This window comes from Pseudomonas sp. BSw22131, assembly GCF_026810445.1.
Classification (GTDB): Bacteria; Pseudomonadota; Gammaproteobacteria; order Pseudomonadales; family Pseudomonadaceae; genus Aquipseudomonas; species Aquipseudomonas huanghezhanensis.
On record NZ_CP113949.1, the window covers coordinates 4,764,972 to 4,779,708 of the forward strand.

The window sequence follows — 14,737 nt, forward strand, 5'->3', positions numbered from 1 at the left end:
GTCGCCAGGGCCTCGCTTCGGCAAATCGGGTATGTGATCAGGTAGTTTGGTTCGTGTACTGCAAACTTTCAGCGTCTGTCATCTTCACAGTCACCGCAATCTGTGCCCTCTCGGGTCGCTAGATTGCTTGGGTGTTATATGGTCAAGCCTCACGGGCAATTAGTATTGGTTAGCTCAACGCCTCACAGCGCTTACACACCCAACCTATCAACGTCGTAGTCTTCGACGGCCCTTCAGGGAACTCAAGGTTCCAGTGAGATCTCATCTTGAGGCAAGTTTCCCGCTTAGATGCTTTCAGCGGTTATCTTTTCCGAACATAGCTACCCGGCAATGCCACTGGCGTGACAACCGGAACACCAGAGGTTCGTCCACTCCGGTCCTCTCGTACTAGGAGCAGCCCCTCTCAAATCTCAAACGTCCACGGCAGATAGGGACCGAACTGTCTCACGACGTTCTAAACCCAGCTCGCGTACCACTTTAAATGGCGAACAGCCATACCCTTGGGACCGGCTTCAGCCCAGGATGTGATGAGCCGACATCGAGGTGCCAAACACCGCCGTCGATATGAACTCTTGGGCGGTATCAGCCTGTTATCCCCGGAGTACCTTTTATCCGTTGAGCGATGGCCCTTCCATACAGAACCACCGGATCACTAAGACCTACTTTCGTACCTGCTCGACGTGTCTGTCTCGCAGTCAAGCGCGCTTTTGCCTTTATACTCTACGACCGATTTCCGACCGGTCTGAGCGCACCTTCGTACTCCTCCGTTACTCTTTAGGAGGAGACCGCCCCAGTCAAACTACCCACCATACACTGTCCTCGATCCGGATAACGGACCTGAGTTAGAACCTCAAAGTTGCCAGGGTGGTATTTCAAGGTTGGCTCCACGCGAACTGGCGTCCACGCTTCAAAGCCTCCCACCTATCCTACACAAGCAAATTCAAAGTCCAGTGCAAAGCTATAGTAAAGGTTCACGGGGTCTTTCCGTCTAGCCGCGGATACACTGCATCTTCACAGCGATTTCAATTTCACTGAGTCTCGGGTGGAGACAGCGCCGCCATCGTTACGCCATTCGTGCAGGTCGGAACTTACCCGACAAGGAATTTCGCTACCTTAGGACCGTTATAGTTACGGCCGCCGTTTACCGGGGCTTCGATCAAGAGCTTCGCGTTAGCTAACCCCATCAATTAACCTTCCGGCACCGGGCAGGCGTCACACCCTATACGTCCACTTTCGTGTTTGCAGAGTGCTGTGTTTTTAATAAACAGTCGCAGCGGCCTGGTATCTTCGACCGGCATGAGCTTACGGAGCAAGTCCTTCACCCTCACCGGCGCACCTTCTCCCGAAGTTACGGTGCCATTTTGCCTAGTTCCTTCACCCGAGTTCTCTCAAGCGCCTTGGTATTCTCTACCCAACCACCTGTGTCGGTTTGGGGTACGGTTCCTGGTTACCTGAAGCTTAGAAGCTTTTCTTGGAAGCATGGCATCAACCACTTCGTGTCCTAGGGACACTCGTCATCAGCTCTCGGCCTTAGAATCCCGGATTTACCTAAGATTCCAGCCTACCACCTTAAACCTGGACAACCAACGCCAGGCTGGCCTAGCCTTCTCCGTCCCTCCATCGCAATAACCAGAAGTACAGGAATATTAACCTGTTTTCCATCGACTACGCTTTTCAGCCTCGCCTTAGGGACCGACTAACCCTGCGTCGATTAACGTTGCGCAGGAAACCTTGGTCTTTCGGCGTGGGTGTTTTTCACACCCATTGTCGTTACTCATGTCAGCATTCGCACTTCTGATACCTCCAGCAAGCTTCTCAACTCACCTTCACAGGCTTACAGAACGCTCCTCTACCGCATCATCATAAGATGATACCCGTAGCTTCGGTGCATGGTTTGAGCCCCGTTACATCTTCCGCGCAGGCCGACTCGACTAGTGAGCTATTACGCTTTCTTTAAAGGGTGGCTGCTTCTAAGCCAACCTCCTAGCTGTCTAAGCCTTCCCACATCGTTTCCCACTTAACCATGACTTTGGGACCTTAGCTGACGGTCTGGGTTGTTTCCCTTTTCACGACGGACGTTAGCACCCGCCGTGTGTCTCCCATGCTCGGCACTTGTAGGTATTCGGAGTTTGCATCGGTTTGGTAAGTCGGGATGACCCCCTAGCCGAAACAGTGCTCTACCCCTACAGTGATACATGAGGCGCTACCTAAATAGCTTTCGAGGAGAACCAGCTATCTCCGAGCTTGATTAGCCTTTCACTCCGATCCACAGGTCATCCGCTAACTTTTCAACGGTAGTCGGTTCGGTCCTCCAGTTAGTGTTACCCAACCTTCAACCTGCCCATGGATAGATCGCCCGGTTTCGGGTCTATTCCCAGCGACTAGACGCCCTATTAAGACTCGCTTTCGCTACGCCTCCCCTATTCGGTTAAGCTCGCCACTGAAAATAAGTCGCTGACCCATTATACAAAAGGTACGCAGTCACCCAACAAAGTGGGCTCCCACTGCTTGTACGCATACGGTTTCAGGATCTATTTCACTCCCCTCTCCGGGGTTCTTTTCGCCTTTCCCTCACGGTACTGGTTCACTATCGGTCAGTCAGTAGTATTTAGCCTTGGAGGATGGTCCCCCCATGTTCAGACAAGGTTTCTCGTGCCCCGTCCTACTCGATTTCATTGCAAAGAGATTTTCGCGTACAGGGCTATCACCCACTATGGCCGCACTTTCCAGAGCGTTCCGCTAATCTCAATACAACTTAAGGCTGGTCCCCGTTCGCTCGCCACTACTAAGGGAATCTCGGTTGATTTCTTTTCCTCAGGGTACTTAGATGTTTCAGTTCCCCTGGTTCGCTCCATACACCTATGTATTCAGTGTAAGGTAACCATCTTATGATGGCTGGGTTCCCCCATTCAGACATCTCCGGATCACAGTCTGTTTGCCGACTCCCGAAGCTTTTCGCAGGCTACCACGTCTTTCATCGCCTCTGACTGCCAAGGCATCCACCGTATGCGCTTCTTCACTTGACCATATAACCCCAAGCAATCTGGTTATACTGTGAAGACGACATTCGCCGAAAGTTTGCATTTCACAAACTTTACCTTAGCCTGAATGAACACCAGTGAAAGTGCCATCCAGTCTATCTTTCTATCACATACCCAAATTTTTAAAGAACGATCTAATCAAAGACTAGAAATCAACATTCACCGCCTCATCAGCGGAATGCTCATTTCTAAACTCTAACAACGAAACAGCGGTAAGTGGTGGAGCCAAACGGGATCGAACCGTTGACCTCCTGCGTGCAAGGCAGGCGCTCTCCCAGCTGAGCTATGGCCCCGTATTTCTACAGGCGTTTCCCACACAAAATTGGTGGGTCTGGGCAGATTCGAACTGCCGACCTCACCCTTATCAGGGGTGCGCTCTAACCAACTGAGCTACAGACCCAATTTCGGGCTGTTTCTATCGTCTTCTTCAATGAATCAAGCAATTCGTGTGGGAACTTGTGAAGAAGCTGAGTCTTCGATTAAGGAGGTGATCCAGCCGCAGGTTCCCCTACGGCTACCTTGTTACGACTTCACCCCAGTCATGAATCACACCGTGGTAACCGTCCCCCCGAAGGTTAGACTAGCTACTTCTGGTGCAACCCACTCCCATGGTGTGACGGGCGGTGTGTACAAGGCCCGGGAACGTATTCACCGTGACATTCTGATTCACGATTACTAGCGATTCCGACTTCACGCAGTCGAGTTGCAGACTGCGATCCGGACTACGATCGGTTTTATGGGATTAGCTCCACCTCGCGGCTTGGCAACCCTTTGTACCGACCATTGTAGCACGTGTGTAGCCCAGGCCGTAAGGGCCATGATGACTTGACGTCATCCCCACCTTCCTCCGGTTTGTCACCGGCAGTCTCCTTAGAGTGCCCACCTTAACGTGCTGGTAACTAAGGACAAGGGTTGCGCTCGTTACGGGACTTAACCCAACATCTCACGACACGAGCTGACGACAGCCATGCAGCACCTGTCTCAGTGTTCCCGAAGGCACTCCGCCATCTCTGGCAGATTCACTGGATGTCAAGGCCTGGTAAGGTTCTTCGCGTTGCTTCGAATTAAACCACATGCTCCACCGCTTGTGCGGGCCCCCGTCAATTCATTTGAGTTTTAACCTTGCGGCCGTACTCCCCAGGCGGTCAACTTAATGCGTTAGCTGCGCCACTAAGAGCTCAAGGCTCCCAACGGCTAGTTGACATCGTTTACGGCGTGGACTACCAGGGTATCTAATCCTGTTTGCTCCCCACGCTTTCGCACCTCAGTGTCAGTATCAGTCCAGGTGGTCGCCTTCGCCACTGGTGTTCCTTCCTATATCTACGCATTTCACCGCTACACAGGAAATTCCACCACCCTCTACCATACTCTAGCTCGACAGTTTTGAATGCAGTTCCCAGGTTGAGCCCGGGGATTTCACATCCAACTTAACGAACCACCTACGCGCGCTTTACGCCCAGTAATTCCGATTAACGCTTGCACCCTCTGTATTACCGCGGCTGCTGGCACAGAGTTAGCCGGTGCTTATTCTGTCGGTAACGTCAAGACACCAACGTATTAGGTTAATGCCCTTCCTCCCAACTTAAAGTGCTTTACAATCCGAAGACCTTCTTCACACACGCGGCATGGCTGGATCAGGCTTTCGCCCATTGTCCAATATTCCCCACTGCTGCCTCCCGTAGGAGTCTGGACCGTGTCTCAGTTCCAGTGTGACTGATCATCCTCTCAGACCAGTTACGGATCGTCGCCTTGGTGAGCCATTACCTCACCAACTAGCTAATCCGACCTAGGCTCATCTGATAGCGTGAGGTCCGAAGATCCCCCACTTTCTCCCGTAGGACGTATGCGGTATTAGCGTCCGTTTCCGAACGTTATCCCACTACCAGGCAGATTCCTAGGCATTACTCACCCGTCCGCCGCTCGCCACCAGGTACAAGTACCCGTGCTGCCGCTCGACTTGCATGTGTTAGGCCTGCCGCCAGCGTTCAATCTGAGCCATGATCAAACTCTTCAGTTCAATTACTTCATGGGTTTTGAGAAAACCCTAAACTTGGCTCAGCAATCGTTGGTTAAACCATGATTTCTCGCGGAGTAACTTGCGATGCTGATAATCAGTTGACATCAGTCTTACAGCACAAGCACCCACACGAATTGCTTGATTCAGTTGTTAAAGAGCGGTTGGTTAAGATCTTTCGTCTCAACCGAGGCGCGCATTCTACAGCGCCCCGTGTATCTGTCAAGCGGTTATTTTCAGAAGCTTTCAAAGTTTCGCTTGGAAATCTTTAACAACTTCAACCACTTGCGCCGTGAGCGACTTAGCGTCTCTCGTCAGCGGGAGGCGAATTCTACAGCGTTACAATCTGCTGTCAACCCCCTTTCTGCACCTTCGATTCGAACCACTCAATCGAAGCACTTCCTCACCGTTTACTTCGTCCAACTCATTGATTACCAAAGAGTTTTCCGTTTCGTCCGCGCCGGAAGTGGGGCGAATTATAGACAGATCCTGAGGGCCGTCAACACTTAATTTCATGAAACTGTCATATCAGTCAGAAAATGCCAAAAACCAGCCCGATTCACCCCTAGTCGCTCTATCTACAGACTGGGGAAGGCGAACTGCGATGCCTCATGGGAAGCCCGCTGTGGCCAGCGCTGGGTAATTGCCTTACGTCGCGTATAGAAGCGCACACCGTCCGGACCGTATGCGTGCAGATCACCGAACAACGACCGTTTCCATCCGCCAAAGCTGTGATAAGCCACAGGAACCGGCAGCGGGACGTTGACGCCTCCCATGCCAACCTCAATCTCGTCGCAAAACAAACGAGCCGCGTCACCATCACGTGCAGAGATGAAGGTGCCATTGCCGTACTCATGATCGTTGATCAGTTGCATGGCGTGCTCAAGGCTAGCAACCCGAACGATGCACAGCACAGGTCCAAAAATCTCTTCTTTATAGATACGCATCTCGGGGGGGGTGACGTGATCGAAGAGGCATCCTCCCAGAAAGAAGCCTTCCTCATGGCCCGGCACACTCAAGCCACGACCATCGACGACCAGCTTCGCGCCAGCTGAAAACCCATCCTCTCTAAAGCCGCTTACCTTATTCAAGATGCTGCGCGGTCACCAGTGGCCCCATGTCCAGGCCACAGGCAGTGCCTGCACCGATTTTCAGCGCCTTGATCTGAGGAACCAACTTGGCGATCAACGCGTCAGCGACCTGATCGCCGACACAGACGCCCACCGAGATTGCCATGCAACGCTCGCCACACGAACCGTACGCGACACCCATCAGCGCACTCATCGCATTATCCAAATCCGCGTCCGGCATCAGGACAGCGTGGTTCTTCGCTCCGCCCAGCGCCTGGAACCGTTTGCCACGCGAGGTTGCTTCTTTATACATGTACTCGGCGATGGGCGTGGACCCGACAAAACTCAGCGCTTTCACTTCGGGCGCTTCAATCAACGCATCGGCCGCAACCTTGTCGCCATGCACAACATTGAGCGCGCCTTTTGGCAAACCGGCGTCATGCAACAACTGCGCGATCAGCAACGTGGAGCTAGGGTCGCGCGCGGAGGGTTTGAGGATGAAGCAATTACCGCAGGCAATGGCCAGCGGATACATCCACAGCGGCACCATCGCCGGGAAGTTAGACGGGGTAATCCCCGCGACCATACCGAGTGGCTGGAAGTCTGACCAGGCATCGATGTTCGGTCCTACGTTGCGGCTGTAGTCGCCCTTCAGAATTTCTGGCGCAGCACAGGCGTACTCAACGTTCTCGATCCCATGCTTTAAATCGCCGGCGGCATCTTCCAGCGTCTTGCCGTGCTCTTCGCTGATCAGTTGCGCGATACGCGCTTCGTTCTGCTCCAGCAATTGCTTGAAGCGGAACATCACTTGCGCACGCCTGGCAGGCGGCGTATTTCGCCAGGCAGGAAAAGCGGCTTTGGCTGAATCAATGGCCTGCTGGACATTTTCCCGACTGGCCAAAGGTACTTGTCGAATGACCCGGCCCGTAGACGGATTAAACACATCAGCCGAACGACCGCCGCCGCTTACCCGCTCGCCATGAATCAAGTGCGCAATGCTGCTCATCAATCAAACGTCAAAGAAACGACATCAAGCGCGACCGAGCCGCGCCTGTGTGCAGAGAGAGGGGGAAAATCAGTCGACCGAGTTGAGCGCTTCGCCCACAGCGTCGAACATACGATCAAGGTCTTGGGGCTTACTGTTGAAGGTTGGCCCAAACTGCAGCGTGTCTCCGCCAAAGCGTACGTAGAAGCCGGCCTTCCATAGTTTCATGGCGGCCTCGAAAGGCCGCACGATGGCGTCGCCGTCACGTGGAGTAATCTGTATCGCGCCAGCCAGACCGTAATTACGAATATCGATGACGTGCTTGCTGCCCTTGAGCCCATGCAAAGAGCTTTCGAAATGCGGCGCAGTTTCCGCCACCTGCTGCACCAGATTCTCACGCTGCAATAGGTCCAGCGCAGCCAGCGCAGCCGCGCAGGCAACGGGATGGGCTGAATAGGTATAGCCGTGCGGGAATTCGACCGCGTACTCAGGCGTCGCCTGGTTCATGAACGTGTGATAAATCTCGCTGTTGGCAATCACCGCACCCATGGGGATCGCGCCGTTGGTGACTTGCTTGGCAATGCACATCAAGTCCGGCGTCACACCGAAACTGTCGGCGCCAAACATAGAACCGGTGCGCCCGAACCCAGTGATGACCTCATCGAAAATCAACAAGATGTTGTGCTGATCGCAAATCTCGCGCAAACGCTTCAAATAGCCTTGCGGCGGCACGATGACACCGGCAGAGCCCGACATCGGCTCGACAATGACCGCCGCGATGTTGGACGCATCGTGCAGTTCAATCAGCTTGAGCATCTCGTCTGCCAGTGCGATGCCGCCCTGCTCCGGCATCCCGCGCGAATAGGCGTTACTGGCCAGAAGGGTATGCGGCAAGTGATCAACATCCATCAACTGCCCGAACATTTTGCGGTTTCCGTTAACCCCGCCCAAGCTGGTGCCTGCAATATTGACCCCGTGATAACCGCGTGCGCGACCAATCATTTTGGTTTTGGAAGCCTGGCCTTTCAGCCGCCAGTAGGCGCGCACCATCTTGACTGCGGTGTCGGCACATTCGGACCCCGAGTCAGTGAAGAATACGTGATTGAGTTTACCCGGCGTCAGATCGGTGATTTTCTCGGCGAGTTGAAACGACAGTGGATGACCGAACTGGAAACCCGGCGAGTAGTCCAGCGTCCCAAGTTGGCGTGAGACGGCCTCCTGAATCTCTTTACGGGTGTGGCCTGCGCCGCAGGTCCAGAGCCCCGACAAGCCGTCATAAATTTTCCGGCCCTTGTCGTCTGTCAGATAACTGCCCGAGGCTGCAACGATCAGTCGTGGATCGCGATGGAAATTGCGGTTGGCGGTGTAGGGCATCCAGTGAGCATCAAGCTTCAACTGGCTGGCCAATGACATATCAGACGATTCGAGCATGTTCATTGATACGACCTCACTAAGGGCATGGATGGCCTGTCTTACGGGTCGAACAGGCAGGGCCGGGTTGCAGTGAATTTGCCACGGGCATAAAGTCTGAAAAATACCGCTTTTACGATCCTTAGTTGGCTGCTCACTAAACTATGACTATTCGTCGCCCCGACCCGCTGGCACAAGTCAGCGATTTCGATATCCGCCTACTTCGCGTGTTCAGAAGCGTCGTGGAAGCAGGAGGTTTTTCAGCAGCCGAAAGCGCGCTTGGCATTGGACGATCGGCCATCAGCCAGCAAATGAGTGACCTCGAACAACGCCTGGGGTTGCGCCTCTGCCAGCGAGGGCGCGCCGGGTTTTCTCTGACCGAGGAAGGCAGAGAGGTTTACCAATCCGCTCTGCAGTTACTCGGTGCTTTAGAGAGCTTTCGTACAGAGGTGAACGGCCTGCATCAACATCTTCGTGGAGAGTTGAATATCGGCCTGACCGATAACCTTGTCACCCTCCCCCACATGCGCATCACCCATGCGCTTGCTCAACTAAAAGAACGCGGTCCCGATGTATACATCAACATCCGCATGATCGCGCCCAACGAGGTCGAGCAAGGTGTCCTCGACGGGCGACTGCACGTTGGGGTCGTGCCTCAGGCCAGCGCGTTGTCAGGGCTGGAATATCAGCCGCTCTACAGCGAGCGCTCGTTGCTGTATTGCGCCGTTGGGCATCCGCTTTTTTACGCAGACGACGCGCAACTTGACGATAAGCGCCTCGCCGGTCAGGAAGCCATCGCACCGACCTTCCGTTTACCGGCCGATATTCAGGCGCACTACCAGGCCTTGAAATGCACGGCGAGTGCATCGGACCGCGAAGGTATGGCTTTTCTGATTCTGACTGGACGCTATGTGGGCTATCTGCCAGATCACTACGCCTCTGCCTGGGTGCAGCAAGGCCGAATCCGGGCGCTCAAGCCCAAGGATCGTTTCTACGACCTGAGCCTTGTGACGGTGACACGCAAAGGTCGCCGCCCCCATTTGGTGCTTGAAAGCTTTCTGGAAACATTGGCGGCTACTCGATGAGGCCTTTTTAAAAAAAGGCCCTCCGTCCGCAGACCTTGTAAATCCACAAATAATCCTTAATACACTGATTTAATTGAATATATATGCAGCACAACGACAACAATCTGATCACCTGGACAGCTTTTTGCAGCAATGAAGAAGGATCGCTGAGTCGCGCAGGCGTCGTGTCTCATCCACACACCCGCAAGTGTCGTGTTCAATCAGCAGATCCGGCTCACTCCCAGAAACCGAGAGTCCGAGAGTCCGACATGCAGCCCGATTCCTCCAGCAATAGCGAACTGATTTACGGCCTCAACGATCATCCAAAACCGTTGCCAGCCACGTTGGCCGCCCTCCAGCATGTGCTTGCTGCTTTCGTCGGCATTATCACGCCACCGCTGATCATCGGCTCGGCACTGGGGCTCGGCGCATACCTGCCTTACCTGATTAGCATGGCACTGATGGTTTCTGGCGTCGGAACCTTCATTCAGGCACGTAGGCCGTTTGGTATTGGCGCCGGGATGATTTGCCTGCAAGGCACCAGCTTTGCGTTTCTGGGCGCCGTCCTGTCCGCAGGTTTCATGGTCAAGCAGCGTGGTGGCAGCGCTGAAGACATCATGGCCATGGTGTTCGGCGTGTGTTTCTTCGGCGCAGTGGTGCAGATCGTACTCAGCCGTTTTATCGGGCAACTGCGCCGCATCATCACGCCGCTGGTGACCGGCATCGTGATCACCCTCATCGGCGTCAGCCTGATTAAAGTTGGGGTAACCGATCTCGGCGGCGGCTTCAACGCCCCGGACTTCGGCGAACACGTCAACCTGGCGCTGGGCGCTTTCGTGCTGGTCATCATCATTCTGCTGAACCGTTCGAATACGCCGTGGATCAGGCTTTCGGCAATCATCATTGGCCTGGCGGCGGGCAGCGTGGCAGCGTGGTTGAGTGGAAAGCTGGTCCCGCACTCACTGGCAGACGCCGCGCTGATCGCGATTCCTGTGCCATTCAAATTCGGTTTCAGCTTCGACTGGGCCGCATTCCTGCCCATTGCGCTGATTTATCTCATCAGCAGCATCGAGACCGTCGGCGACCTGACGGCCAATTGCATGTTGTCCCGCGAGCCAATCAAAGGCCCGTCCTACATCGCGCGCTTGAAGGGCGGGATCCTGGGTGACGGAGTGAGTTGCATGATCGCCGCGACGTTCAGCGCATTCCCCAACACCACCTTCGCGCAGAATAACGGCGTGATCCAGCTGACCGGCGTTGCCAGTCGCTACGTTGGCCTTTATATCGGCGTCATTTTGTTCATGCTCGGCTTGTTTCCTGTCATCGGCGCCATTCTTCAACAGATACCCAAACCGGTATTGGGCGGCGCAACGCTGGTGATGTTCGGCAGCGTCGCGGCAGCAGGCGTGCGGATTCTCGCGCAGTCGCCACTGGATCGCCGAAGCATGCTGATCATCGCCACCTCGTTCGGCGTAGGCTTGGGCATCGCGGCGCAACCTGCTCTGCTCCACCACTTGCCCCAACTGGTGCAGAACCTGTTTGACTCGGCGATTACCAGCGGCGGCATCACCGCGATTGTCATGTGCCTGCTGTTGCCGGAAGCGAAACAGCCTGACGCTCAGCAAAACCACGCGACCGATGCGCCGGAGCGCTAATTTTCAATCGCGCACGCTTGTCGGATTGTCGCGGGTGCGTTATCTGTTCACACAGTGCACCCCACGCTCTTCTGGAATCGAAACATGACCCTCGAAGTCCCTGCTCATAATCCCGGCGCCACCAAACCTGCGAGCCGTATTCGTCAGAAAAACGAAGAAGCGATCATGAAGGCTGCCGAGGACGAGTTCGCACGTCACGGTTTCAAAGGCACCAGCATGAACACCATCGCGCAAAACGCCGGACTGCCAAAAGCCAACCTGCATTACTACTTCACCAACAAATTGGGGCTGTACATCGCGGTGTTGAGCAACATCATCGAGCTGTGGGACAGCACCTTCAACACCCTGAAGGTCGAGGACGATCCTGCCACGGCCCTGACCCACTACATTCGCGCAAAAATGGAGTTCTCTCGTCGTCAGCCGCAGGCATCGCGGGTCTTTGCGATGGAGATCATCAGCGGCGGGGAATGCCTGAACGAGTACTTCAGCCAGGATTACCGCACCTGGTTTGAAGGACGGGCGGCAGTGTTTCAGGGCTGGATCGATGCAGGGAAAATGGACCCCGTGGATCCGGTTCACCTGATCTTTCTGCTGTGGAGCAGCACCCAGCATTACGCTGACTTCGCGACCCAGATCTGCCAGGTCACCGGCCGTACGCGGCTTACCAAGCAGGACATGGAAGCGGCAGGCGACAATCTCATCAGCATCATTCTCAAGGGCTGCGGCCTGACGCCTCCTGCGCGTTAGATCGCACCCCGCCGTCAGCTGGAAAAATCGAATGCCTTTTACCCTTGTCGGCCCCTGCGAGTGGCGTGAAGAAATTCGCAAGAGCCGATTCATCACTCTAGCAACGCCCATTAACAGCCCTGCTGACGCGCAAGCTTTCATCGAGCAGAACAGCGACCAGAACGCCACCCACAACTGCTGGGCCTGGAAATTGGGGGATCAATATCGAAGCACTGACGATGGTGAGCCGGGAGGCACCGCCGGCCGCCCTATTCTGGCCGCCGTTGAAGCCCAGGAATTCGATCAAGTCGTGGTGCTGGTGATCCGTTGGTACGGCGGCATTCAACTGGGCACCGGCGGGTTGGCGCGGGCTTACGGGGGCGGCGCCAACAAATGCTTGCAGCAGGCTGCGCGTTTGCCGTTGATCAACCGTGTTCCGGTGCGCCTTGACTGCAGCTTCAGTGAACTTGCGCTGGTGAAAGTACGGCTGGCGGATATAAGCGCGCTGATTCAGGAAGAGTCCTTCACAGCCAATGGCGTGGAACTCACGATTGCGGTCGGCCCGGAGCACATTGACTCCCTGCAGCAACAACTGGCTGACCTCAGTCGTGGGCGAATCATCCTGCAACGCGCCGCGACAGAATAGACACTCTCGCCGCCCTGATACTTGCTCACATCTACTGTGCATCCGCCTGTGGACAAGCTGAGCACATACGGCTGTACGCCGTGCCCCGTATGACTTTGCGGCGTTTGATCATTTTTTAGCCATTTGACTTACCCACTGGCTAAAAACGCTAAAAAACAGAGAGTTACCAGCTCTTAGCACGACACGATCCTATGAATGCGCCCTTTATACCCGTCCTTAAAGTTTTCACACATTAACTGTGGACCAACCTGTGGATAAGCCGTGCAAGGGTATCCCGGAGGCTTGGGGCATCGCGGTTGCCGAAGTGTGATCATTTTTCATACAGAACTCCTGACCTAAATTGAACCGCCTCCATCACGTACCGCCCTCAACTGGGGCGTGCCTAGAGAATGCCCGCCCCGTTGGGATGGCGCACATGCGCCTTGGCCAGGAGTTTCCATCAACTGCCCCGCTGGTTTGCCAGCGAGTCCTTGGTTAGCCGAAAAAATCCTGACCAGCTGGCCAAGAAATTGCTAAGTGATCACGCGATCACATTTCAATTCGAGACAGTCATGTCCAATCCGATAACCCCCGCGCGCCTGCAATTGCGCCAGATCACCAAGCGATATCCCGGCTGCGTTGCCAACGACGGCATTGACCTGACGATCCAGCCTGGAGAGATCCATGCATTGCTTGGCGAAAACGGCGCCGGTAAAAGCACGCTGATGAAGATTATCTACGGCGTCGTTCAGCCAGATGCCGGTCATATCATCTGGCAAGGTGAGCCGAGAACCATGCGTAATCCGGCTCAGGCACGGGAACTGGGAATCGGCATGGTTTTTCAGCATTTCTCGTTGTTCGAGACGCTGACGGTCGCGCAAAACATTGCATTGGCCATGGGCGCTTCAGCGGGTACGCCCAAGCAACTGGAGCCAAAAATCCGTGAAGTCTCGCAACGCTATGGCATGGCACTGGAGCCGCAACGACTGGTGCACAGCCTGTCTATCGGCGAGCGGCAGAAGGTGGAGATCATTCGGTGCCTGATGCAAGACATTCGCTTGCTGATCCTGGACGAACCCACCTCGGTGCTCACACCACAAGAAGCCGACGATCTTTTCGTGACCCTCAGGCGTCTCGCTGACGAAGGCTGCAGCATTCTATTCATCAGCCACAAATTGGGCGAGGTTCGTGCGCTATGTCACAGCGCCACCGTGTTGCGCGGGGGGAAAGTCTCGGGGCACTGCATCCCGGCTCAATGCAGCGACCTGAAACTGGCGCAACTGATGGTGGGCGATGCCGAAGGGCTCGTCGCGCACTACCCGAAAGCTAATGGCAACGCCGCCTTTCTAAGGGTTGAACACCTGGCGTGGCGCAATCCAGATCCGTTTGGCTGTTCGCTGACCGACATCAATCTTGAAGTGCGCAGCGGCGAGATCGTCGGCATCGCGGGCGTAGCCGGTAATGGCCAGGACGAACTGCTGGCCCTGCTGAGTGGCGAGCAGACGCTGGGTAAAGTCGACGCCGCACGCATTTGTTTCGCGGAGATGAAGGCCGGCCATTTACGTCCTGACGCACGCCGCAGGCATGGACTGGCTTTCGTACCCGCCGAACGGCTAGGCCACGGCGCCGTGCCGGACATGTCACTGGCTGACAACGCTCTGCTCACTGCCTTCCAACAAGGTCTGGTCAGCAAGGGCCTTATTCAGCGCGGCAAAGTGCAGGCGCTGGCGGCGTCAATCATTCAACGCTTTGCGGTGAAAACCCCCAATGCCCAAGCCCCGGCTCGCAGCCTGTCCGGCGGCAACCTGCAAAAATTCATTCTCGGCCGGGAGATTCTGCAGGCGCCAAAGTTGCTGATCGCGGCGCATCCGACCTGGGGCGTCGACGTCGGCGCCGCGGCGGCTATTCATCGTGCGCTGATTGCCTTGCGCGACGCCGGCGCGGCGATTCTGGTGATTTCCGAAGACCTCGATGAGTTGTTCCAGATCAGTGACCGAATGGGTGCGCTGTGCAGCGGCAAGCTCTCACCGCTTATTCCTACCGCGCACACCACGCAGGTCCAGGTCGGTGGCTGGATGGCCGGGCAATTTGACGGCGAGTGTCTCCAACCCTTTCAACCTGACGCCTCATCGCGCCACTGACGGAGA

The 14,737-nt window shown here is 55.4% G+C and carries 6 protein-coding genes, 2 tRNA genes, 2 rRNA genes and 1 pseudogene; 5 read left to right on the plus strand and 6 right to left on the minus strand.

Annotated elements, in window-relative coordinates:
- Window positions 1-138: 138 nt before the first annotated feature.
- The 6 genes and pseudogenes from OYW20_RS21525 to OYW20_RS21550 form a co-directional block, all read right to left on the minus strand.
- Window positions 139-3,026: ribosomal RNA gene (locus OYW20_RS21525) — 23S ribosomal RNA — on the minus strand.
- Between the two features lie 232 nt (window positions 3,027-3,258).
- Window positions 3,259-3,334: transfer RNA gene (locus OYW20_RS21530), tRNA-Ala, on the minus strand.
- A 30-nt stretch (window positions 3,335-3,364) separates the two neighbouring features.
- Window positions 3,365-3,441: transfer RNA gene (locus OYW20_RS21535), tRNA-Ile, on the minus strand.
- An 80-nt stretch (window positions 3,442-3,521) separates the two neighbouring features.
- A 16S ribosomal RNA gene (locus tag OYW20_RS21540) occupies window positions 3,522-5,058 on the minus strand.
- Together the 16S and 23S rRNA genes with 2 tRNA genes alongside form the textbook arrangement of a ribosomal RNA operon.
- A gap of 575 nt (window positions 5,059-5,633) precedes the next feature.
- A pseudogene (locus tag OYW20_RS21545) lies at window positions 5,634-7,131 on the minus strand (CoA-acylating methylmalonate-semialdehyde dehydrogenase).
- A gap of 69 nt (window positions 7,132-7,200) precedes the next feature.
- Window positions 7,201-8,547 carry an aspartate aminotransferase family protein gene (locus OYW20_RS21550; RefSeq protein ID WP_268797926.1) on the minus strand — a complete coding sequence of 449 codons (1,347 nt, stop codon included), beginning with the start codon at window positions 8,545-8,547 and terminating at the stop codon, window positions 7,201-7,203.
- A 137-nt stretch (window positions 8,548-8,684) separates the two neighbouring features.
- On the opposite strand from OYW20_RS21550, the gene OYW20_RS21555 reads away from it, so the two are divergent.
- The 5 genes from OYW20_RS21555 (at window position 8,685) to OYW20_RS21575 (ending at window position 14,731) form a co-directional block, all read left to right on the plus strand.
- Complete coding sequence (locus OYW20_RS21555; protein WP_268797927.1) at window positions 8,685-9,605, plus strand: LysR family transcriptional regulator; 921 nt, start codon at window positions 8,685-8,687, stop codon at window positions 9,603-9,605.
- Between the two features lie 248 nt (window positions 9,606-9,853).
- Window positions 9,854-11,239, plus strand: a complete 1,386-nt coding sequence (locus OYW20_RS21560) for a uracil-xanthine permease family protein (protein WP_268797928.1) — start codon at window positions 9,854-9,856, stop codon at window positions 11,237-11,239.
- 84 nt (window positions 11,240-11,323) lie between these two features.
- Window positions 11,324-11,986, plus strand: a complete 663-nt coding sequence (locus OYW20_RS21565) for a TetR/AcrR family transcriptional regulator (protein WP_268797929.1) — start codon at window positions 11,324-11,326, stop codon at window positions 11,984-11,986.
- Window positions 11,987-12,017: 31 nt separating this feature from the next.
- Entirely contained in the window at window positions 12,018-12,611 is a 594-nt protein-coding gene (locus OYW20_RS21570) for an IMPACT family protein (protein ID WP_268797930.1), read from the plus strand.
- Between the two features lie 551 nt (window positions 12,612-13,162).
- Entirely contained in the window at window positions 13,163-14,731 is a 1,569-nt protein-coding gene (locus OYW20_RS21575) for an ABC transporter ATP-binding protein (RefSeq protein ID WP_268797931.1), read from the plus strand.
- Window positions 14,732-14,737: the final 6 nt, after the last annotated feature.